Source organism: Microbacterium luteum, from assembly GCF_015277875.1.
In the GTDB taxonomy this organism is placed as follows: Bacteria; Actinomycetota; Actinomycetes; order Actinomycetales; family Microbacteriaceae; genus Microbacterium; species Microbacterium luteum.
On the sequence record NZ_CP063814.1, the window covers coordinates 3,106,226 to 3,127,657 of the forward strand.

At 70.6% G+C, this 21,432-nt stretch carries 20 protein-coding genes and 1 riboswitch; of the genes, 12 read left to right on the top strand and 8 right to left on the bottom strand.

Annotated features, from left to right (window positions below; translation table 11 throughout):
• Window positions 1–107: 107 nt before the first annotated feature.
• From IM777_RS15010 to IM777_RS15025, 3 genes are all read right to left on the bottom strand, one after another.
• The gene (locus tag IM777_RS15010; protein WP_194383916.1) at window positions 108–887 is read right to left on the bottom strand and encodes an energy-coupling factor transporter transmembrane component T family protein; all 780 of its coding nucleotides are present in this window, start codon (window positions 885–887) and stop codon (window positions 108–110) included.
• The gene (locus tag IM777_RS17295) at window positions 884–2,569 is read right to left on the bottom strand and encodes an ABC transporter ATP-binding protein (protein WP_228480845.1); all 1,686 of its coding nucleotides are present in this window, start codon (window positions 2,567–2,569) and stop codon (window positions 884–886) included. Before IM777_RS17295 ends, IM777_RS15010 begins: the two co-directional genes overlap by 4 nt.
• Window positions 2,569–3,195: an ECF transporter S component gene (locus IM777_RS15025; RefSeq protein WP_071045484.1), complete on the bottom strand. Its 627-nt coding sequence runs from the start codon at window positions 3,193–3,195 to the stop codon at window positions 2,569–2,571. Before IM777_RS15025 ends, IM777_RS17295 begins: the two co-directional genes overlap by 1 nt.
• A riboswitch (TPP riboswitch) is annotated at window positions 3,188–3,298 on the bottom strand. Its footprint overlaps the gene before it by 8 nt.
• A 39-nt stretch (window positions 3,299–3,337) precedes the next feature.
• Between IM777_RS15025 and IM777_RS15030 the strand changes: the two genes are divergently transcribed.
• A complete protein-coding gene (locus IM777_RS15030; protein ID WP_194383917.1) occupies window positions 3,338–4,879 on the top strand; it encodes a D-alanyl-D-alanine carboxypeptidase family protein in 1,542 nt (513 codons plus the stop codon).
• A gap of 12 nt (window positions 4,880–4,891) precedes the next feature.
• Here the strand turns inward: IM777_RS15030 and IM777_RS15035 are convergent, their stop codons facing one another.
• From IM777_RS15035 to IM777_RS15055, 5 genes are read right to left on the bottom strand one after another with little or no spacing between them, the layout of a single operon-like run.
• Window positions 4,892–5,842, bottom strand: coding sequence for a J domain-containing protein (locus tag IM777_RS15035; protein WP_194383918.1), 951 nt, complete (start codon window positions 5,840–5,842; stop codon window positions 4,892–4,894).
• A 48-nt stretch (window positions 5,843–5,890) separates the two neighbouring features.
• The gene (locus IM777_RS15040; RefSeq protein ID WP_071045481.1) at window positions 5,891–6,490 is read right to left on the bottom strand and encodes a hypothetical protein; all 600 of its coding nucleotides are present in this window, start codon (window positions 6,488–6,490) and stop codon (window positions 5,891–5,893) included.
• Window positions 6,487–7,371 carry an LssY C-terminal domain-containing protein gene (locus IM777_RS15045; protein WP_194383919.1) on the bottom strand — a complete coding sequence of 295 codons (885 nt, stop codon included), beginning with the start codon at window positions 7,369–7,371 and terminating at the stop codon, window positions 6,487–6,489. The genes IM777_RS15040 and IM777_RS15045 overlap by 4 nt, the downstream gene beginning before the upstream one ends.
• Before the next feature lie 4 nt (window positions 7,372–7,375).
• Entirely contained in the window at window positions 7,376–8,455 is a 1,080-nt protein-coding gene (locus IM777_RS15050) for an enoyl-CoA hydratase/isomerase family protein (RefSeq protein ID WP_194383920.1), read from the bottom strand.
• A gap of 32 nt (window positions 8,456–8,487) precedes the next feature.
• A complete protein-coding gene (locus IM777_RS15055; protein ID WP_071045478.1) occupies window positions 8,488–8,925 on the bottom strand; it encodes a hypothetical protein in 438 nt (145 codons plus the stop codon).
• 142 nt (window positions 8,926–9,067) lie between these two features.
• Here IM777_RS15055 and IM777_RS15060 point away from each other — a divergent pair, with 142 nt between their 5' ends.
• The 11 genes from IM777_RS15060 (at window position 9,068) to fgd (ending at window position 21,368) form a co-directional block, all read left to right on the top strand.
• Window positions 9,068–9,934 (top strand): AraC family transcriptional regulator, encoded by an 867-nt coding sequence (locus IM777_RS15060; protein WP_194383921.1) that lies wholly within the window; start codon window positions 9,068–9,070, stop codon window positions 9,932–9,934.
• A gap of 113 nt (window positions 9,935–10,047) precedes the next feature.
• Window positions 10,048–10,620 (top strand): dihydrofolate reductase family protein, encoded by a 573-nt coding sequence (locus IM777_RS15065; protein ID WP_194383922.1) that lies wholly within the window; start codon window positions 10,048–10,050, stop codon window positions 10,618–10,620.
• A 26-nt stretch (window positions 10,621–10,646) separates the two neighbouring features.
• On the top strand, window positions 10,647–11,162 hold the full coding sequence (locus tag IM777_RS15070) for a hypothetical protein (RefSeq protein WP_194383923.1): 516 nt from the start codon (window positions 10,647–10,649) through the stop codon (window positions 11,160–11,162).
• A 335-nt stretch (window positions 11,163–11,497) separates the two neighbouring features.
• On the top strand, window positions 11,498–11,833 hold the full coding sequence (locus tag IM777_RS15075) for a YciI family protein (RefSeq protein ID WP_194383924.1): 336 nt from the start codon (window positions 11,498–11,500) through the stop codon (window positions 11,831–11,833).
• Between the two features lie 333 nt (window positions 11,834–12,166).
• The gene (locus tag IM777_RS15080) at window positions 12,167–12,586 is read left to right on the top strand and encodes a GntR family transcriptional regulator (protein WP_194385602.1); all 420 of its coding nucleotides are present in this window, start codon (window positions 12,167–12,169) and stop codon (window positions 12,584–12,586) included.
• A 78-nt stretch (window positions 12,587–12,664) separates the two neighbouring features.
• On the top strand, window positions 12,665–13,465 hold the full coding sequence (locus IM777_RS15085) for a class E sortase (protein ID WP_194383925.1): 801 nt from the start codon (window positions 12,665–12,667) through the stop codon (window positions 13,463–13,465).
• 322 nt (window positions 13,466–13,787) lie between these two features.
• A complete protein-coding gene (locus tag IM777_RS15090; protein ID WP_194383926.1) occupies window positions 13,788–14,168 on the top strand; it encodes a hypothetical protein in 381 nt (126 codons plus the stop codon).
• Window positions 14,169–14,775: 607 nt separating this feature from the next.
• Window positions 14,776–16,185, top strand: coding sequence for an HNH endonuclease signature motif containing protein (locus IM777_RS15095; protein WP_194383927.1), 1,410 nt, complete (start codon window positions 14,776–14,778; stop codon window positions 16,183–16,185).
• Window positions 16,186–16,387: 202 nt separating this feature from the next.
• A complete protein-coding gene (cofG, locus tag IM777_RS15100; RefSeq protein WP_228480846.1) occupies window positions 16,388–18,829 on the top strand; it encodes a 7,8-didemethyl-8-hydroxy-5-deazariboflavin synthase CofG in 2,442 nt (813 codons plus the stop codon).
• A complete protein-coding gene (locus tag IM777_RS15105) occupies window positions 18,826–20,352 on the top strand; it encodes a flavin-containing monooxygenase (protein WP_194383929.1) in 1,527 nt (508 codons plus the stop codon). Before cofG ends, IM777_RS15105 begins: the two co-directional genes overlap by 4 nt.
• Window positions 20,349–21,368 (top strand): glucose-6-phosphate dehydrogenase (coenzyme-F420), encoded by a 1,020-nt coding sequence (fgd, locus tag IM777_RS15110; RefSeq protein WP_194383930.1) that lies wholly within the window; start codon window positions 20,349–20,351, stop codon window positions 21,366–21,368. The genes IM777_RS15105 and fgd overlap by 4 nt, the downstream gene beginning before the upstream one ends.
• Window positions 21,369–21,432 lie beyond the last annotated feature (64 nt).

Here is a 21,432-nt window from a genome sequence, read left to right on the forward strand (position 1 = left end):
CGGGCCGATCGGCGTTTCTCGGCGGGGTGGATGCGCGCGGGGCCGGGGGGATGCGCGCGGGGGCCGGGGGGGGATGCGCGCGACGGCGGGCGGCGGGCGTGGATGCGTCAGGAGGGGCCGAGGATGGGATTGAACGCGCCGACGGCGATCGAGACGGCGAGCGCCGTCGCACTGATGGCGAAGCCCGCGAGGAGCAGCAGGGTGTCGCCGCGGCCGAAGCGGGACTCGCGCGCCCACGTGCGCGGGCCGGGGGCTCCGAACGCCCGCGCCTCCATGGCGGTGGCGAGCGAGGAACCCCGCCGGATGGACAGGACGAACAGCGCGAACGCCATCCCGAACCCGCGCCGGAGGCGGCCGGTGTCGGCAACGCCGCGCGCACGCCGAGCCAGAGCGAGCGCGCGCCAGTCGTCGGTCAGGAGCCCGAGCATGCGCATGCCGGCGAGCGCTCCGAGCACGAACCGCGCCGGAAGGCGCACGATCTGCGCCAGCCCGTCGGCGAGGTCGGTGGGGTCGACGGTGACGAACAGCACCACGGCCGGGAGCCCGATCGCGAGCACCCGCAGGAAGGTCGCGAGCGCCAGCATCAGCGATCCCTCACTGATGCGCACGAACAGCCACTCGACGTAGACCTCCCCCGACGCGGCACCGTACAGCGCGATCGTCACCGCCGAGGCGGGTGCGGCGATCCACAGCGGCAGGGTGCGCAGCCAGAACTGGCGCGGCGGGAGTCCCGCGGCCAGAAGGAGGGGAAGCTCGAGCAGCAGGGCCACCAGCGCCGAGACGGGATCGATCGTCACCACGAGCGGCAGCGCGATCGCGAGGGCCGCACCGAGCTTGGCGACCGGGTTCAGGCGCGCGACGACGCCGCGCCCGGCATTCGGACTCATGCCCGCACCCCGCCCACGACGAACCGGCGGGCGTGGAGCGCCTCGAGCACCGCGGCGTCGTGCGTGACGGCGACGACCGCGAGGGGAGGATCGTCGCCGTCGCCGTCGCGGAGCCGCGCGATGATCGCGACGAGTTCCGCCCACGTGCGCGCATCCTGCCCGAACGTGGGTTCGTCGAGCACGAGCACACGCGGCCGGGTCGCGAGGGCCGCCGCGACGGTGAGGCGTCGCTTCTCACCTCCGGACAGCGTGTAGGGGTTCGCGGCGGCGAGCGGCGCGAGGCGAAGGCGCTCGAGCAGCTCATCCACGCGCTCGGCGATGCGATCGGCCGGCAGCCCGAGGGCGCGCGGGCCGACCTCGAGCTCCTCCCGCACCGTCCGCGCGAGGAGCTGGTGCTCCGGATCCTGCAGCACGGCGCCGATGCGGGTGAGCAGCGCGCGCGAGGACCACTGCACCGGATGCCGGCTCGCGCCGTCGCGCCGTCGTCGTGGCGTCGCGCCGGCGGCCAAATGCACCGCGGCCTCGACGACACCCGACTCGGGCGGGAGGAGCCCCGCCAGTGTGAGACCGAGCGTGGACTTTCCGGCACCGTTCGCCCCGACGACGCCGAGCACCTCGCCGGCGCGCACGTCGATATCGAACGGGCCGGCCACCGGCGTTCCCGGCACACGCGCGACGACGAGGTCGCGCGCCCTGAGCAGCACCTCGCCCGGGCGTGCCATCGGCTCCGGCGGGTAGGCCGGCGGCACGCCCGGAACCCACACCCCGTCTGCCGCGAGCTCTCGCGCGCGCCGCGGCACCGCATCCTCACCCCTCGCGGCGTTATCGCGCGCGGCTTCGCCCGCGGCGCCGCCAGCCTTCGCCGCATCGAGTGCACGACTTTCCACCGAGTGCACGGCCTCTCGCGGGCCAGAACCCGTGCGCTCGGCGAGTTCCCGTGTACTCGACAGCCGGGAAGGGCTCGGCGGGCGGGATGCGGCGGGGCCGAGCACGTCGTGCGGCGGACCGTCGGCGACCACGCCCTCACCGGGGGCGAGCACGATGATGCGGTCGACCAGCGGGAGCCACACGTCGGTGCGGTGCTCGATCACGACGAGGGTCGCCCCGGTGGCGTCGAGCGCGCGTGCGACGGCATCGCGCACCTCCACGACGCCCGCCGGGTCGAGATTCGCCGTCGGTTCGTCGAGCAGCAGCACCTCGGGTCGCATCGCCACGGCGCCGGCGAGCGCGAGACGCTGCTTCTGCCCGCCCGACAGCGCGGCCGCCGCGCGATCGAGGGGCACGTCGAGACCCACGGCGTCGAGGGCATGCCGCACCCGCGGCCAGATCTCCTCGCGCGGCACCCCGAGGTTCTCGCATCCGAAGGCGACGTCGTCACCGACGCGGGCGAGCACGGTCTGGCCGTCGGGGTCCTGCAGCACGAGTCCGGATGCGCCGCGCGCGGCGGGCGCAGCCCCCGCCACGCGCAGCCGACCCTCCTGCTCCCCCTCGTCCGCGCCGCCGAGCACGCCGGCGATGCCCTGCAGCAGCGTCGACTTGCCCGACCCCGATGCGCCGAGGAGCAGCACGCGCTCGCCCGGGTCGATCCGGAAGCTGGTCTGCCGCACCGCCCACGCGTGACGCGTGGCGTAGCGCCATCCCCACCCCTGCGCTTCGACGGCGGGTGTCGCGGATGCGGCCACTACACGCGCTGGGCGACGTCACGCCCGGCGGCGAAGCGGCTGAGCGCACCGGTGGCGGCGAGGCCGCGCATGATCAGCCAGCCGCCGAGGCCGGCGATGACGACGCCGGACACCGTGGTGGAAGCGATGTAGACGGTGGTGAACAGCACGTCGGCGCCGGGGTACCAGAGGATTCGATCGTTGATGCCGCACGCGAGACCGGCACCGGCCCCGGCGAGCAGGGCCACCGGCAGACGCCACACGGCGTAGGCGAAGACCAGGAAGATCAGCTCGGCGCCGAGACCCTGCACGAGGCCGGACACGATCGTCAGCGGCCCCCACGCGTTGCCGACGAGGGCCGAGATGACCGCGGCGACCGTCTCGGTGTAGAGCGCGGCGCCGGGCTTGCGCACGATGAGGCCGCCGAGCACACCGGCGATGAGCCACGGGCCCGCGAGCAGGCCCTGCACCCCCGGCAGCAGCGGGGTGAGGAGGGACGACGGCCCCTCGTAGGCGACGTTCCAGACCAGGAAGATCCCGGCGCAGGCGACGGCGATGACGCTGGCGACGACGATGTCGACGATGCGCCAGCGGAACCGGCCCGTCGTGACGGAATCGGATGTGGACGTGCGCGTGGACGCGTGCATGATTACTCCCTCCCTGCGCCGGCATGATCCGGATCAGGTTCGGCGGTCGAAGCGCGTTTCGCTCCCTCTCAGCCCGACTCGTCGGACTCCCGCGGTGTGTGCCGATGAGTATAACGCGGGAGCGACGCGATAGTTTGGCGGGGTGACTGTGGAGGACGCACCGCCGACGACGCGCCGGTCGCTGCGGCAGCGCGGGGGCTCGTCCGCGGCCGAGTCCGCCCGGCCCGCCGACGCCACAACGGAGCGCGAAGGCACCGTGGAGCCCGACGTCACCGTGGAGCCCGACGTCACGACGGAGCCCGAAGGCACCGCGGAGCCGACCGACGCCCCCACGACGGGACCGACCACGGCTGCGCTCGCCTGGGTCGACGCGGCCACGCTCGCCCGCACCGCGGCGCCGGTGGACCTGTCCTCCGCGACCACGTCGTACACCTCGGTCGGAGCCGACCTGCTCGCGAAGCGTCCGCGCCGGAGCCTCTGGCGCCCCGGCGTCGTGTGGCCGACCGCGGCAGCGGCGCTCGTCGTCGGCGCGTACGCCGCGACGACGCTCCTGTGGCCGCTCCACGCCGTCGCCCCGACGGTCACGCCGATCGAGGTCGCGCCGATCGCATCCGCACCGCTCGAGATGTCGTGGCCCGAGCCGGGGTCATCCGCGGTGTCCGTCGCGGGCATCTCGTCGACCCTCGCCTCCTCCGACGCGGTCGTGCCGATGGCGAGCATCACGAAGGTCGTGACCGCACTGCTCGTGCTCGACCGGATGCCGCTCGCGGTCGGCGAGTCGGGTCCGGACTACTCCTTCTCGGCCGCAGACAGCGCCGAGTACTGGGAGTACCGCTATCGCGACGAGTCGGCGCTGGATGTGCCGGTCGGCGGCACACTGACGGAATACCAGATGCTGCAGGGCATGCTCATCGGGTCGGCGAACAACTACGCCGACCGTCTCGCCAGCCGCATCTGGGCCTCGGACGCCCTGTTCGCCGACGCCGCGAACACCTGGCTCGCCCAGCACGGCCTCGACGGGGTCACCGTGGTCGAACCCACCGGCATCGATCCGGGCAACACCGCAGATCCGGCATCGCTGCTGGCGCTCGCCTCCCGGGCTCTCGCCGACCCGGTGATCGCCGAGATCGTGGCCACGCGCTCGGTCGAGCTGCCCGGAGCCGGCCTGGTCGAGAACACCAACAGTCTGCTGGCGGACGAGGGCGTCATCGGCGTGAAGACCGGCACGCTCGACGAGAGCTGGAACCTCCTGTCGGCCGAAGAGGTGGCGATCGGGGACACGACCGTGCGCCTCTACGCCTCGGTGCTCGGCGAGGTCGACGCCGAGGGACGCGACGACGCCTCGCGCTCACTGTACGAGCAGGCCGTCGCGAACCTTCAGCCGGAGCCGTCGGTGACCGCCGGCACGGTGGCCGGTGCCGTCACGACGCTGTGGGGGTCGGATGTCGACATCGTCGTGTCGGATGACGCGTCGGTGATCCTGTGGGACGGGGGCAGCGCGACCGTCGACGCGTCCTACGATCTCGACGATGCGCGCGGCGACGGCGAGGTGGTCGGGACCCTGTCGGTGGGCGGTCCCCTCGACGCCACCACCGTCACGCTCGAGCTCGCCGACGACATCGAGGACCCCGACCCGTGGTGGCGGCTGACGCATCCGCTCGACCTCTTCGGCCTGGCCGGCTGAGCCGGCTTCAGGTCAGGCGAAGCGCACCGCGGCCTGCAGGCGCGTGCGGATCTCGAAGACCTCGGTGCCGCCCAGCGGCCGGGTGCCGGTGATTCCCCGCCGCAGCACGGTCGACAGCGCGGACCGGCCCACGACGGCGGTCGGCACACCGCGCACCTTGCCGATCTCCTGCATGGCGTGCTCGACGTCGTCATCCGGAAGCACGACGATCGCCCCGCCGAACTTCACCCGCGCCGCGCGCCCGACTGTGCGCATCGCGGCGACGTGCGTCGAGATCGGACCGCCGTCGACGTCGGCGACCTCGCCGCGCTTGATGCGCACCGGGCGGCCGAAGTCCTCGGAGAGGATGCCGTAGAGGCCACTCGGCCCGAGCACGATGTGATCGAGCTTCGCCCGGCCCGCGTCGATGTCGTGCCACGCGGTGTAGCCCATGCCGAGCTCGGAGACGGTCACGGCGGTGGCCTCTTCGGCGAGCGCGTCGGCGAGCAGCCGGCGCACCTCGTGGGGGGCCGAGCGCACCAGGTGCGGGGCGTACGGATCGGGGATCTCGACGCCGCGGCCGACCCATTCGCGGATGAGCTCGAGGTACTTCTCGCGGCGCCATCCGCCGGGCTGCCCGTGGCTGCGGGCGCGGGGGCGCGTGTCGGGGCGCGCGTTCGCGCGAGGCGGCGCGGGACTGCTCCACGCCGGCTTCTCGGCGTCGGCAGCGGGTTCGGATGACGGCGCTCCCGGCTCGCCGGCGTCGGCGAACCCGTTGCGGCGGTCGTACGATGCGCGCGCGTCGGCGGTGCCGACCAGCTCCCACGCCCGCTGCACCTGCACGAACACGGCGGCATCCCCGCCGACATCCGGATGCGACTGCCGCAGCTTCAGGCGATAGGCCCGGCGGAGCGTCTCGGCGTCGGCGGCGGGGTCCACACCGAGCAGATCGTAGGCGGACGCGGACAGCGGACTGTCGAACACGGCGCCTCCCACTCCTCCCGTCGCGGGCGCGGCGGTGAGGAATCCAGGCTACTGAGATTCCCTTTGCCCGGCTCCCAGGTTCGCCGGAGGCTCATCAGGGGTATCGGCGACCACCTCGAAGCGGCGGGCATAGGCGGCGGCGTCCTGCGAGGACAGCGCGAGCAGGATGAGCACGTCCGTCGCGACCGAGATGAGGCTGGTCTCGAACGTGACGTCCTGTCCGCCGGCCCACCAGCCCGCGAACGAGGCGCAGATGGTGATCGTGGAGTAGGTCATGACGATCACGCGCGGGCCGTTGCGTCCCCGGAGCACGAAGACGGCGAGCACGAGCTCGGCGAGCACGAAGAATCCGCCGATGCCGAGGAAGGCATACAGCCCCGCGAGGCGAGCGTCCGGGGTCACGCTGTCTCCGAGCATCCACACGACCTCGTCGGCGGTGTCGGTGAACCATCGCAGGGCGACGTCGGCGATGAACAGCGCGGCGGCGAAGGCGCTGAGGATGACGAGGATGCCCCCGGCCAGCGTGCTGAGCGGGCGCTTCATGTGCGGATCGAAGCCCGGTCGGCGAAGGAGACTCGCGGGCGGTTCGTAGGCGTGACGCTTGGGCACGTCGCGCGGCGAGGGGCGCGGGGACTCCGGTGTGCTCATGCGGTCACCTCGCTTCCGGGCCCCGGCGCGGCGCCCGACGCAGGCGCAGCGTCTGGCGCGGCCGGCACGCCGCGCACGTCGACGATCGGCAGGTCTCCGTCGGTGCGGATGCTGTCGCCGCCGCCGTTTCGCGCGTGATAGCCCGTGGAGAAGTCCTCGATGACCTCCACCCGCACACGCGGGTCGGCGGAGACGGTGGCGACGATGTGGTCGCGCTCGATGTCGGTGTCGGCGTCGATCTTGTGGGTGACCTGGAGGGTGAACAGCGACAGGCCCACGGAGGTGTCGAAGGTGCCGGCGGCGAGCCAGTCGACGCGGCGGCCGCCGGGCAGCAGCCATCCGTCCGGACACCGCCAGAACCGCACGTGGTGCCGCTGGCCGGGGTTGCCGTCGACCTCCTGCTGGTAGGCGAAGTCCTGCTGGCGGCCGAAGAGGAAGAGCGGGCTGACCGGGGCGTGCTCGTAGCTGCGTCGGGTCATCGTCGAGCTGATGATGCGCCACGACGACGCGAGGGTGACGTCGTCGGCGCGCGTCCATCCGCCGGTTCGCAGCGCGGCCTCGATCTGGTCGCCCTCGCCCATGAAGGCGAGGTTGACGGGGTCGCCGAGCAGTCCGTCGCTGGTGCGGGCACGGCCGATGAAGTACTCCGGCACGTAGACCGTCGTGAGGATGCGATGCAGGCGCGGCAGGACGAGGTATGCCAGCAGCACCCAGAAAGCGAGCACGCCGAGGATGCCCCACCATCCGAGGCTGAACGATTCGGTGAAGCTCAGGTAGGCGAGCCAGATCGCAGCGAGTCCCGCGAACGTGAAGAAGAACCAGTCGACGGCGATCCCGATGGACCATCGGCGACGGTGCCGGGTGATGGGTCGGCGGACCATGGCGTCACCCCCAGAGCGGCGCGGACGGAACGAACGAGAACGCCTCGTCGACCAGGTCGGGGGCGAGGTCGTCGAGGGATGCCGGCTTCCAGCGCGGCGAGCGGTCCTTGTCGACCAGCTGCGCACGGATGCCCTCGGCGAGGTCGGGCTGTGTCACGGCGAACCACTGGGCCAGGCGGTACTCCTGGTCGAGCGCCTGCCGCAGGGTGAGCCCCCGCGCACGGCGCACCGCTTCGAGCGTGACGGTCAGCGAGGTCGGGGAGAGCTCGCCGAGGGTGGCGGCGGTCTCCCGCGCTTCCGGCACTTCGCTGGCGAGAAGCCGTTCGACGATCTCGGCGACGGTGGGGGCGGCGAAGGCGTCGTCGATCCATCCGCGTGCCTGCTCGAGCGCGGAGGTGTCGGGGGTGTCGTCGAACAGCAGCACGATCTCCGACGGCGACCCCGGGTCGGCGCGGGTCTCGAGCGCCTCGGAGAGCGGGCCGAGGTGCACCGAAGGCACGAGGTGATCGGCGAATCCGGCGTAGAGGGCGTCGGCGGCTGTCATCGTGGCGCCGGTGAGCGCCAGGTACTCGCCGAGGCGACCCGGCGCACGCGCCAGAAGCAGGCTGCCGCCGACGTCGGGGGTGAAGCCGATGCGGGTCTCGGGCATGGCGAGGCGCGAGCGTTCGGTGACGATCCGGATGTGGGCGTGGCCCGCGAGCCCGATGCCGCCGCCCATGGTGATGCCGTCGGCATACGCGACGATCGGCACCGGGTACTCCGCGATCGCCGCGTTGAGGGCGTACTCGGCCCGGAAGAACTCCCCGGTGGCCTCGGGGTTCCCGGCGATGATCTGTTCCCGGAGGCCCCGCACGTCGCCGCCCGCGCACAGTCCGCGATCACCGGCGCCGTCGAGGAGTACGAGGTCGATGTGGGGCGAGTGGCGCCAGGTGTCCAGCGCGTCGGTGAGGTGGCGCACCATCTCGAGGGTGAGCGCGTTGATCGCCCGCGGCCGGTTCAGCGTGAGATGACCGAGGGCAGCGTGCACCCGCACGAGCACGTCGGCATCGCCTGCAGCAGCGGCGGCGGGTGTGGTTTCACTCACCCCCTCACGCTATCGCGCGCATCCACCCCGGATCAGGTTGCGGAGTTCTGTTCCTCGGCCGAGGCGGTCGGGATCGCTCCGGTCGCGGCGAGGGTCACGACATCGGCGGGCTCGTCCTCGGCGTCGAGACGCAGAGCCTGCACGAGTTCGATGCCGTGACGGGTCGTGAGCACGAGACGCTGGAAGTCCGGGTGGCCGTCGAGGTCGATCACGACGCCGGCGCGGCGACGGCGCACGATCGCGAAGTCCTTCGCGCCGGTCGACTCCCACGTTCCCATCGCGATGACGCCGCGCACGTACGTTCCGGGGTGGGCGACGCCGCGCAGCCAGTGCCACGGGTCTTCCGTCAACTGCACCTTCGCGATCGCCGACCGGTCCACGCGGATGTTCTCCTTGCGGAATGCCAGAGCACGTTCGGCGCCCGACAGCGCGACCTCGAGGTGCGCCGAATCGAGCAGGAGCGTGACCATGCCCTCTAGTCTGCCAGCGGCATCCGACCCGTCAGAACCGTTTTGCTCACGGACAGGCAACAATCGAGACGACTCGATCGGGCCACGATTGTCGGGCGCGGTTCGTTCGGCCGCGGAAGGCTGTGGAGCGAAGGAGGAAGCCGTGATCGGATCACTGAACCGTCTGGTCGAGCACATCGAAGCGAACATCTCGGATGAGATCGACGTCGCCGGCCTCGCGCGCACGTGGGGAACGACGGAGTATCACCTGCGTCGCATGTTCTCGTCGTTGGCGGGCATGCCGCTGTCGGAGTACGTGCGACGCCGTCGCATGACGCTCGCGGCGGCCGACCTGCGCGGATCGGACGACCTGCTCGAGGTGGCAGTCCGTTGGGGCTACGGCTCGACGGAGGCGTTCAACCGGGCGTTCCGCTCGGTCCACCGTGTCTCACCGTCGGATGTGCGCCGGCACGCGGCTCCTCTTCGCACGCAACCGCAACTCAGGTTTCGCCTGACCGTCGAAGGGAACACCCCCATGGACACGCGTCTCATCGATCGCCCCGCTTTCCGGCTCGTCGGACACGCCGTGCGCGTGCCGCTCATTCACGAGGGCGTCAATCCGCACATCCAGGCCCATATCGCCGGGCTACCTGAGACCGCGCACGCGCGGCTGAAGGAGCTCGGCGACACGGAGCCGGCAGGCCTGCTGCAGGTGAGTGCCGACGTCGATGCGGACTACGCCGAGGGCAGCGAGCTGACGTATCTGCACGGCGTCGCGGTGAGCGACGACGTCGCCGTGCCCAGCGATCTCGACGTGATCGAGCTTGCCGCCGGCACGTGGGCGGCGTTCCGCTCCGAGGGCGCCTACCCGGCCGAGCTGCAGCGCACCTGGGCGGCGACGGCGACCGACTGGTTCCCGTCGAACCCGTGGCGACTGCGGCCGGGCCCCTCGATCGTTTCGGTGCTCGACAGGGCGCCCGACTTCAGCACGGCCACGTGCGAGCTCTGGCTCCCCGTCGAGCGCGGCTGATCCGGCGCGGGCGGTCGGCAGGAGTCCGCACGATGGGACGCCGCGCCGGGACCTCGGCTATCCCTGACGCGCCAGGGGTGGCGTACCAGGGATGGCGCGCCTAGCGTCGACGCATGGGTCGCATCATCGTGGAGCAGATCATCACCGCCGACGGTTTCGTGCAGGACTCCGACGGTGGGATGAGTTTCATGGACGCGGCGCCGATCGACAGCACCGACTCAGACCAGCTCGAGATGCTGGAGCACGTCGGTGCGATCGTGCTCGGACGGAAGACGTATGAGATGTTCGTCGAGTACTGGCCGAACGTCGATCCCCGCGACGAGCCCGTCGCGGGGCCGATCAACACTCTCCCCAAGCACATCGTCAGCAGTTCGATCGGAGCAGCGCCGTGGGGTGACCATGCGCCGGGAATCGTCGAACCCGGAGATCCGCTCGAGACGCACGTGCGACTCCGCAACGAGACCGATGGCGATCTGCTCGTGTGGGGAAGCCTGCAACTCACGGATGCGCTCTTCCGGGCCGATCTGGTCGACGTGCTGCGCCTTCGTCACATCCCCAGCCTGATCGGGAGCGGACGCGGGCCCACCCCATCCGATCTCGAACAGACCGTCATGACCCAGGTCGCCAGCCATGTCGGCTCCGGATGGGTGACCACCGAGTACGCGGTGCGGGGCGCGGAGGAGTGAGGTCCGCTGAGCGCTCGGTTCCGGCTGTGCGGGTTCTCCCGAAGCAGCCGGCGCCCGTGTGGGTGGTGGTGGTGATCGGATGTGGCACGGTCATCCTCTACGCCGTTCTCGCGGCGTTGCAGATCTTGGTAGTGAACCCGCTGGCGGCGGTTCCCGGAGCGGGCCTGTCCGAGATCTACGGCGGAATCTCGCAAGCGGGCGAATCTCCCGGCATCCCGCTGACCCTCACCGTGCTCGGCGGCGGAATCGTCCTGGCGCTCGCGCTCGCCGCCCTTCTGCTGCGGAACCGAGCGACGACGCCTGTGGCCGCAGCCCTGGGCTACCTCACCATGCTCGCCCTGGGCGCCCCTGCTCTGTTCATCGCCTCGTTTCCGGCCGGAATGGCCGTGGCGGACACATTCCTCGTCTCCGGCGGCGACCACTCGGGGTGGTCGACGGCTCTCTATCTCTTCAGCACGGTCGCGCTCATCGCGGCTGCAGCACTCCCCATCGCAGACGCCCTCCGGAGGCGATCTGACAGACAGGAGCTGCGCGGCGCCTAGCGGCAGAGACGTGGGCGAGACCTCGCCGGTGACCCCTGTGAGGCGGTCGAGATCAGGCGACGTCACGAAGCGTCGGCCAGTTCCGTGCTCTCCCAGTCCTCGGTCTCCCGTGCATGACGAGCAGCATCGTCCGGACTCGTCGCGCCGGTAGCGGACTTGAGCGCGGCCAGGCGCGCTCGCCGCGCTCCGCATCCGCGAGGCGCAGCCCCGATCCATTACCAATGCCACAGCGGGGGAAGTTGCGGCTGCCTCGGAGGTTCAGACGGATCCGGACGGCGTGGGCTAGTTTTTCTCGTCTGCCGATGAGACAGTGAGCGTGTCTGGAGGGAGACCCGATGAAAGCGATGCTCTTGATGCGGTCCGACGGCAGCTACACCGAGGGTGAGCAAGCCGCGGATTATGCTGCATGGGCTGAGTACGAGGAGTCCCTGAAGCGCGACGGCGTATTCCTCGCGTCGGGTCAGTTTGACTCCGAGGCGGCACGCGCGATCAGAACAGAGTTGTCATCCACGAGCCGCGACGACCGCACAGAGAATCCACCCATCGACGCGGCGGGAACTCTCGTCGGCTATTACATGGTGGAGTGCACCGACCGGGACGAGGCCGCGCGCTATGCGCGACGCGCGCCCCTGTACGGCTTCGTCGAGGTTCACCCCATTTCAGCGGAGTGAGCGCCGGCGGTCTGCGTCTTTGACGCGAGCATCGGCGGCGGGGTACGGTCGTCGTCCTCTTCTTCCCGCGCCGCCGCCGTCTACCCGAATCCGCAGACGAGAGATGCACCCATTGCACCCGCAAGGACGACGACTGCGGGTGCGATGACAGCGCCCTTCAGGGTGACTCGCCATCGGCCAACCCGGCCCTCCCGCCTCGCGATCATCGGCAGCGCGATCATGCCTATCAATCCAACGACGTAGGTGGTGAAGAAGAGAACAGACAACGCGATGTTGTCCGCAAGTCTCTGCCCGACCTGCTCGGCGAGGTTGGGTGTGGCCTCCAGGTCGCCGATGACGAGCAGGACCCCCTTCAGCGGCAGGAACGGTGCAGGAAGAAGAGCCGCCCACGGCCGCCGATTCCCATCCGCGAAGAGTGCACCAAGTGAGCCGAGCATAACGGGGAGCCCCGCGTTCACGAAGGCGGCTATCGTTCGGAACCAACTTGCCGCAGACCAACGCATTCCCTCCGTCCGCCAACTCGCCAACGACCTCGGAGTCGCCCCTGGGACCGTCGCGAAGGAATACCGCACCCTCGAGAAAGACGGCATCCTCGTCACCCGTATCGGCGCCGGGACCCGCGTTGCGACCACCGCGACCACCACGCCTCGCCCGGTCCTCGACGCCGCACACCATCTCAACACCGAAAGCGCCAACGCCAACCTCTCGCTCGACGACACCATCCGTCTCCTCCGCGCGATCTGGCACGACTGACGTTCGGAGCCGATCGGGTCAACGAGAGGCTGCTCTCCTGACGGGCAGGTGGCGGGGTTCGAGTGGCAGGATTGCCGCGTGGAAACCGAAACAGATCAGTCGGGCACCACCAGGCGTGGCCACCGCACGCCCAGCAGGCCGCGCCACCCCCGCCCCTCGTTTGCGGGCGTGCTCGGGGAGCTCCTGATCACGCTCGGCGTCGTCGCATTGCTCTACGTCGCCTGGCAGTTCTGGATCGGCGACATGATCTACGGTGCACAAGCCCGCAACGACGGAGAAGCACTCTCCGAACGATGGGTCCAGGAATACGTCACCCCAAACGCCGATCCGACGACATCACCCAGACCCGCAGCAGGCACACCAGCTCCCGTCGAGCCGCCACTGCTCGAGCAACCCGCCGACGCGGAGACGTTCGCAAACATACGAATCCCGCGATTCGGGGCCGACTACGTCTTCGAAGTCGCCGGCGGCACCTCCCGCGCCCGCACCCTCGACACCGTCCGCGTCGGACACTACCCCGGCTCAGAGATGCCGGGACAGGTCGGAAACTTCGCCCTCGCCGGCCACCGCACCACCTTCGGTGCCCCCTTCAACCGCCTCGCAGAGTTGCAGGTCGGCGACGCAATCGTCATCGAAGCGCCCAACGGCTGGTACACCTACCGGTTTCGGAACCACCAGTACGTGGTCCCCACCCAGGTCGACATCCTCCTCGATGTCCCCCAGAAACCGGACGTGCCCGCCGGCGGTCGGTACCTCACCATGACGAGCTGCAGCCCCATCGGCTCCCTCGCCGAACGCATCGTCGGATACAGCATCTTCGAGAGCTACACGCCTCGATCAGAAGGCGAACCCGCATCCCTCAGCCCACCCACCAGCTGAAGCACGGTGTCGGGCCGGGTCTCGCGCCTACGCTGGGCGGCGGGCGGCCGAGAGACACGGAGGTGTGGCCTCGCGGCCATGCTGCCGGAGCAATCACACCGATCTGCAAGAGGAACGACCCCGGGAGCGATGCATTGACCAACGACTCCGACCGGATCTCGCGACAACGCCGCGCGTTCTGGATCCTCGCGGCCCTCGGTGTCGGCGCCGCAGCTGCCGCGTGGTCTTGGTACGGCTTCGACAACAGTCAGTTACCCCCCTGAACGAGCAAGTCACATCCAGCAAGCGCATGACACTCGGGTCCGACGCGTAGAGTCCCCGAATGGACGACGCGCGGCCACGAGCGACCATCGCGGGCATCATGATGCTGAGCGTCGGAACCTGGCTCCTGCTCTTGAGCCTCGCCCTCGGGCTCCTGCCGCTCATCCTGGGCACAGAGAGATGTATCTCCTCCGGCTTACCGCCCGGAGAGGCCTCATGGAATGTCCGGACGGAGCTCACCTTCATCCCCTACGGCGCAACGTGCGTGTTCGAATCCCCAACGACCGGAGCGACCGTCCACACCGGGCCGAACCCGATCTGGACCGGTGCGATCGTCGCCGGTGCCGTCGGCGCTCTCTCCGGCGCAAGCGTCCTGGTGTCCACGACTCGATCGGCGACCCGCGTCGAGAGCCTCGACGAACTCGGCAGGTACTCAAGGTGACGGGCGCCCGAGAACCGATGAACCCCAGGACATCACGAATTCGGCGATGGGCGGTGGCCGTGTGGGTCGCTAGCCCCGTGTTCGTAGCCTTCGCCGTGTCTCCGGTACCGGGTTGGCCGCTGTTCCTCATTGCCGCGTGCTTCTGCTTCGGCATGGGCATCGCGCTCTGGCGCCTCTCCGACCCCGCATTCGCTTTCTCAAACCCACGCCAGTTCGAGGCGGATGTGAGGGATTCGCCAAGCACGCAGCGTGAGGACAACGAGTAGCCTCGCCGCCGACCTCCCGGCTCGAGAACTCGGCCCAGCAGGTTGCACGCGACCGCGCGGAGCCGAACTCACTCCGTGGACGCCAGGTGACCGCGAGTGGCTAGGCCGCAAGTACCAGCAGTCCCGCGATCGTGATGATGGTCCAGGACACCGCCCGATCGCACTGCCGCCCTCGTCAGATTGACACTCGCCGCTGGCTGCAGGTTGTCGGTCAAATGGCGCGTCTTCATCGGTTCGTACTTGTGTATGAATGAGTTGCCCCCATGCCCCACATTGCGTCGCATCAATGTCTGAGGTTGGTTCTACGCTTGGGGGTAGTCGGAGATCGAGCGGGGGTTGTGATGGCGATCGACCAGCAGGGTGGGGCGGACCGGGTTCGCACGCGTGAGCTGGTTGCGGAGATCGCGGCGTTCGATGCGGCGGAGGCGCGGATTCAGGCGGAGCGTGAGCGGTTGTATGCCGAGGCGTATGACCTCGCCCAGCAGCAGACGGCACGGTTGCGGGATGCCTCGACGCGGGAGCGGGAGATGCCGCTGCGGGCGATGGCGGCGGAGCTTGCTGTGGCGAAGCGGGTCAGTGACCGCACGATGCAGACCCGGTTGTTCGAAGCGCACCGCACGGTGACCCAGTTCCCGGCGGCGTGGGAGTCGTGGCGGGCGGGCCGGGTGTCCCGGGCACATGTGAAGGTGATCGTCGACACCGGTGCGGAGCTTGCCGATCCGGGGGCTCGGGAGAGTTACGAGCGGGACGTGCTCGACTACGCCGAAACCACCTCTGCGGCGAGGGTGCGGTCGTATGCGGAGCAGGTCGCGGAGAACCTCAACCCGAAGAGCATGCAGGAACGTCACGATGATGCCGTGCTCGATCGACGCATCTGGGTGGAGGACCTGCGGGATGGGATGTCGATGCTCGGCACGATCGGACCGTCCGTGGAGGTCCACGGGGTCTACGACCGGCTCACCCGGCAAGGGAAGACGATCAAAGCCGCCGACCGCGCCGCACGCCGCAACACCACCGAGCGCGCTGGCGCACGTTTCGGGGCGGACGAACCGGAAGATTCATGCGGCGCCGACGGAGACTACACGTCGGAGAGCTTGTGGTTCGATGAGCGGACGCTGGATCAGATCCGCACCGACCTGCTGCTGGACATGCTGCTCACCGCCTCCCCCTCCGTCGACCCGACCGGGGTCGAGGGCGGGTTGGGTGCGATCCGTGGGCACGTGCAGGTGACCGTCCCCGCCACCACACTCGCGGGAACCACCGCCGGTGGGGCGCAGCTGAACGGCAAGTGCGCGGTGGACCCGGAGACGGCGAAGATCCTCGCCGGCAACGCCCCCGGTTTCGACCGGGTCTTCCTCGACCCCATCACCGGAACCGTCCTCGCCGTCGACCGACGCTTCGCCACCCCCGCGCAGAAGCGGTACCTGGTCGCGCGGGACATCCGGTGCCGGTTCCCCGGATGCCGCAGACCCGCCACCGAATGCGACATCGACCACCGCGAAGACTGGGCCCTCGGCGGCAAAACAGACATCGACAACCTCGGCGCGTTCTGCGAAAGCCACCACACCCTGAAACAAGCCGCCGGATGGACCGTCGTCCAAATGCCCGGCGGAAGACTCCACTTCACCGCACCCTCCGGCCTGGAATACGACGACGACCCACCACCACGGGTCATGTTCATGCCCGACCCACCCGGCACGCCCGGAGATGCCGACCCGCCCCCGGCAGAAGCATCCGCCGCGCCCTTCTGAGCAACTCATCGTCGCGCCCGCCGCATCCCACCGCGTCGAGGGTGCCGCGCGCCGACCTGGCTCGTGTCGGCCTGGCTCGTGTCGACGCGGCGCGTCTCGAAGATGGCGTGTGTCACGATGGCGCGCGTCGACGCAGCCCACTGTCGACCGATCCGCAACAGTCGATCGAGCCGGCACAGACGCTCGGTGCGAGACTGGAGAGGTGACCCTGCTCGAACCCTCCCGGACCACCGGGGCCGCGAGTGCGCCAGCGGTGCGGAGCGCGATCGCCCGCGCCGAAGCCGAGGTCGACCTCACCGTCGACGAGGTCGTCACGCTACTCACCGCCGGCGACGACCTCGACGCCGTGCTGACAGCAGCCGGAACCATGCGCGATGCCGGCCTCGAAAGCGCCGGCCGCCCCGGCGTGATCACCTACTCGCGCAAGGTGTTCGTGCCGCTCACGACCCTCTGTCGCGACCGATGCCACTACTGCATCTTCGTCGACACCCCCGGCCAGCTCCTGAAGAAGCGCAAGCCCGTGTTCATGAGCGACGAACAGGTGCTCTCGGTCGTGCGCCAGGGCGCGGCACTCGGATGCAAGGAAGCCCTGCTCACCCTCGGCGACCGCCCCGAAGAGCGCTGGCCGGAAGCACGCGCGTGGCTCGACGACCACGGCTTCGCCTCCACACTCGACTACGTCGCCCACATCGCCCGCCTCATCACCGCCGAGACCGGCATGCTCGCGCACCTGAACCCCGGTGTGATGACCGCCGACGAGCTCCGCACGCTCCGCCCCACCGCCCCCTCCATGGGCATGATGCTCGAAACCACCTCCCGCCGCCTCTACGAAGAGCCCGGGCAGGTGCACTACGGATCCCCCGATAAAGACCCCGACGTGCGACTGCGCGTGATCGAGGATGCCGGGCGCGCCCGCATCCCGTTCACCACCGGCATCCTCGTCGGCATCGGCGAAACCGTTCGCGATCGGGCGGAGTCGCTCATCGCCCTGCGCGACGCCCATGCCCGCCACGGTCACGTGCAGGAGGTGATCGTGCAGAACTTCCGCGCCAAGCCCCGCACCGCCATGCGGTCGGCGCCCGACGCCGACCTCCTCGAATACGTCGCCACCGTCGCCGCGGCCCGCCTCGTGCTGGGTCCCCGGATGCGGGTGCAGGTGCCGCCGAACCTCTCCGACACGACCGAGTTCGCCCTCCTCGTGCGCGCCGGCGCCGATGACTGGGGCGGGGTCTCCCCCCTCACCGCCGACCACGTCAACCCGGAGCGCCCCTGGCCGCACCTCGACGACCTCGCGACGGCCACCGAAGACCTCGGGTTCCACCTGCGCGAGCGTCTCACGGCGCATCCGGAATTCATCGCCGACCCCGACGAGTGGCTCGATCCCACGATGCACGCGTCCGTCGCTGCCGTCACCGACCCGGCGACGGGGCTCGCCGTGCCGGGTCCGCCGCGGCCGGGCGACTCATCTGGAGCGTCGAGTCCCCCCGATTCCGCCGAGACAACGCCCTCCCAGCGCGGCGAAGAGGTGGGTTCGGCAGGAAAGGGTGGAGTCGACGGCCCGCGCGCCGGAGACCTCGGCAGACTGATCTCACGCGCCGCCGCAGACGCCGGATCACTCGACGACGGCGAGTGGCAGGACCTGCTGCGGGCGACCGGCGCCGACCTCGACGCCCTCGCCGCTGCCGCAGACGACGTGCGTCGCTACACCGTCGGCGAAGCCGTGAGCCTGGTCGTCAACCGCAACCTGACCTCCAGCGGGTTCCGCACCGCACCGGATGCCGCCGACCCGGCGCAGTTCGACCTTGCCGACGTCGCCGCCATCGCCGACGACGCGTGGCAGCTCGGCGCGACCGAGCTGTGCGTGCAGGGGATGCTGCCCGCCGACGTCTCCCCGGACACCTACCTCGACATCGCACGAGCCGTGAAGGCCACGCGGCCCGACCTGCACCTGCACGCCTACCGCCCACAAGACGTGTGGGACCTCGCCGACCGCGCCGGCATCGGCCTCGCGGCCGCCCTAGCCGCGATGAAAGACGCCGGCGTCGACACCGTGCCGGGCACCGGCGTGAAGGTGCTGAGCGAACGCGTGCGCGCCGAGATCGCCCCAACCGACCTGGAGACCGATCGCTGGGTCGAGGGCATCACCGCCGCGCACCGTGCGGGATTCTCCTCGACGTCGGTGCTCTTCTACGGACACGTCGAGACCGCCGGCGAGCGCATCACCCACCTGCGCCGCCTGCGCGAGATCCAGTCCGCGACAGGCGGGTTCCGCGAGTTCGTCCCGATTCCCCTCCCCGGGCCGCGCGGCGGCGTGGCGCTCGTCGCCGGGCGCCCGGCGATCGACGAGCACCGAGCCATGGTCGCCGTCTCACGCCTCATGCTCTCCGGCTCGATCTCGCACATCCAGGCGCCCTGGCCCCGCGTCGGCCGCGAGGCCGCCGCCATCCTGCTGCAGTCGGGTGCCGACGATCTCGGCGGCACTCTGCTCGACGGACGCGTCAAGCCCGAAGCGGGCATCGAGCACGGCCAGGACCTGCCGGTTCCGGATGCCGCTGCCCTCGTCGCGCGGCTCTTCCGCCCCTTCCGCCAGCGCACCACCGACTACCGCGAACCGCCGGCGAATCGGAAGACCCGGATCCGATGACCGTGCGCGTCGAGATCGCGATCGTCGGTGCGGGCTTCGCCGGAATCGGCATGGCGCTGGCCCTGCTCCGCGACGGGCGGGAGTCGTTCGTGCTCCTCGAGCGCGGCGACAGCGTCGGCGGCACGTGGCGCGACAACACCTACCCGGGCGTCGCGTGCGACGTGCCCTCGCACCTGTACGGGTTCGCCGACCACCCGCATCCGGACTGGTCCCGCGTGTTCGCGCCGGGTGCCGAGATCCACCGCTACCTCGCCGACGTGGCCGACCGCGCCGGCGTGACCGACCGCACCCGTCTGCGGACGGGCATGACCGGCGCGCGGTGGGACCGCGACTCGTCGACCTGGCGCGTGAGCACGTCCGACGGCGACACCGTGATCGCCGATGCCCTCGCCATCGCGTGCGGCCGCCTGACGGAACCGCTCATCCCCGAGATCACCGGGCTCGAGACGTTCCCTGGGCCGCTGTTCCACTCCGCCCGCTGGGACCACTCCGTTCCCGTCGCGGGGCGCCGCATCGCCGTCGTCGGCACCGGAGCGAGCGCCGTGCAGCTCGTGCCGGAACTCGTGCGCCGCGGTGCGCACGTGACCCTGTTCCAGCGCACGCCGGCGTGGATCGTGCCCCGCGGCGAGCGCGCGTATTCCTCCGCCGAGCGTCGACGCTTCGCGCAGCATCCCGAAGCCCTCGCCGACCTTCGAGCGACGCTGTATGCCGAGGGCGAGGCGCGGTTCGCCTCACGCTCCGGCGATGCCGCGGCCGCCGACCTCGCGCGCGGCATAGCCCTCGACCACCTGAGCGCGCAGGTCGCCGACCCGGCGCTGCGCGACGCCCTCACCCCCGCCTACGCCTTCGGCTGCAAGCGCGTGCTGCTGTCGGATGCGTTCTATCCGGCGGTGGTCTCGGATGCGGTCACCCTCGTTCCGGCCGCGCTCGACGCCGTCGACGGCGATGTTCTCACCGCAGCCGACGGCTCCCGACACGAGGTGGATGCGCTGGTGCTCGCAACGGGGTTCGCCTCGGCGCAGCAGCCGTACGCCGACCTCGTGACCGGTGAAGACGGCACCCTCGCCGAACACTGGAGCAGCGGGATGACCTCGTACGCCTCGACCGTGGTCGCCGGGTTCCCCAATCTCTTCGTGCTCAACGGACCCAACGCCTCGCTCGGCCACAACTCCTCCGTGCTCATGCTCGAGGAACAGGCCGCGTACGCCGTGCGCACCCTCGCGCGCCGCGAACGCGTCGCCGGCGGCGTGCTGCGGGTGGACCCGGCCGCCGAAGCGGCCTACACGGCCGAGATCGACCGCGCCGCCGCATCCACCCCCTGGATCACCGGCGGCTGTCGCAACTGGTACGTCGACCCCCGGTCCGGGCGCCTGACGCTCTTGTGGCCCGGCACCGTCGAGGCCTTCCGCGACCGGCTCGCACGCGCCGACGGGTCCGAGTTCCTCGCCCCGGCACCCGCTGCGGCGACCACCGCATCCGCCCCCACGCTGCGCCCACGTCCCCTTCCAGGAGGAGCATCATGACCTTTCCGCTGCGCTTCGGCTACAAGGCATCGTCCGAGCAGTTCGGCCCGAGCGAACTCGTCGAGTTCGGCGTGCTGGCCGAGGAGATGGGCTTCGACTCCGTGTTCCTCTCCGACCACTTCCAGCCCTGGATGCACGACGGCGGCCACGCCCCCGCCGCCCTGCCATGGCTCGGGGCGCTCGGGGCCCGCACCGAACGGGTGCTCATCGGCACATCCGTTCTGACGCCGAGCTTCCGTTACCACCCCGCCGTTATCGCGCAGGCCTTCGCGACGCTGGGGGTGATGTTCCCGGACCGCGTCGTTCTCGGCGTCGGCACCGGCGAGGCGCTCAACGAGGTGACGCTCGGGCTGGAGTGGCCCGACGCGCCGGAGCGGTTCCAGCGCCTCAAGGAGGCGATCCTGATGATCCAGCAGCTCTGGGCCGACGAACGCGTCACGTACGACGGGACCTACTACTCCGTGAAGGACGCGACCATCTACGACCGGCCCGGCGCCGAGCATCCCGTGCCGATCTACATCGGCGCCGCCGGACCCGCCGCCACCCGCCTCGCCGGACGCATCGCGGACGGGTTCATCACCACCAGCGGCAAGAAGCGCGAGCTGTACACCGATACGCTGCTGCCCGCGCTGGCGGACGGCCTCGGCAAGGCCGGGCGCGCATCCGACGCGATCGACACCCTCATGGAGGTGAAGGTGTCGTATCACCCCGACCACGACACCGCCCTCGAGAAGACGCGGTTCTGGGCCCCGCTCGCGCTCACGCCCGAGGAGAAGCGCGACGTGCACGATCCGATCGAGATGCAGCGGCGTGCGGCCGAGCTGCCGATCGAGCGGGCGGCCTCGCGCTTCATCGTCTCGACCGACCCCGACGAGCACGTCGGGCGGATCTCGGAGTACATCGAACTCGGCTTCCGGCACCTCGTCTTCCATGACCCCGGCCACGACCAGGCCGAGTTCCTGCGCATGTACGGGGCGGAGATCCTCCCGCGCCTGCGCGCGAAGTACGCCTCGTGACCCGCGTCGTGGCTGCTTCGTCGTGGCGCGCGTGCGCGTGCGCGTGCACGAACTCAGGCTGGAG

Bases quoted from the DNA above. Each gene is read 5' to 3' on its own strand.
- IM777_RS15010 (WP_194383916.1), bottom strand. From the start codon at position 887: ATGAGTCCGAATGCCGGGCGCGGCGTCGTCGCGCGCCTGAACCCGGTC.
- IM777_RS15025 (WP_071045484.1), bottom strand. From the start codon at position 3,195: ATGCACGCGTCCACGCGCACGTCCACATCCGATTCCGTCACGACGGGC.
- IM777_RS15040 (WP_071045481.1), bottom strand. From the start codon at position 6,490: ATGAGCACACCGGAGTCCCCGCGCCCCTCGCCGCGCGACGTGCCCAAG.
- IM777_RS15045 (WP_194383919.1), bottom strand. From the start codon at position 7,371: ATGGTCCGCCGACCCATCACCCGGCACCGTCGCCGATGGTCCATCGGG.
- IM777_RS15055 (WP_071045478.1), bottom strand. From the start codon at position 8,925: ATGGTCACGCTCCTGCTCGATTCGGCGCACCTCGAGGTCGCGCTGTCG.
- IM777_RS15065 (WP_194383922.1), top strand. From the start codon at position 10,048: ATGGGTCGCATCATCGTGGAGCAGATCATCACCGCCGACGGTTTCGTG.
- IM777_RS15075 (WP_194383924.1), top strand. From the start codon at position 11,498: ATGAAAGCGATGCTCTTGATGCGGTCCGACGGCAGCTACACCGAGGGT.
- IM777_RS15080 (WP_194385602.1), top strand. From the start codon at position 12,167: ATGACGAGCAGGACCCCCTTCAGCGGCAGGAACGGTGCAGGAAGAAGA.
- IM777_RS15090 (WP_194383926.1), top strand. From the start codon at position 13,788: ATGGACGACGCGCGGCCACGAGCGACCATCGCGGGCATCATGATGCTG.
- IM777_RS15095 (WP_194383927.1), top strand. From the start codon at position 14,776: ATGGCGATCGACCAGCAGGGTGGGGCGGACCGGGTTCGCACGCGTGAG.
- IM777_RS15105 (WP_194383929.1), top strand. From the start codon at position 18,826: ATGACCGTGCGCGTCGAGATCGCGATCGTCGGTGCGGGCTTCGCCGGA.
- fgd (WP_194383930.1), top strand. From the start codon at position 20,349: ATGACCTTTCCGCTGCGCTTCGGCTACAAGGCATCGTCCGAGCAGTTC.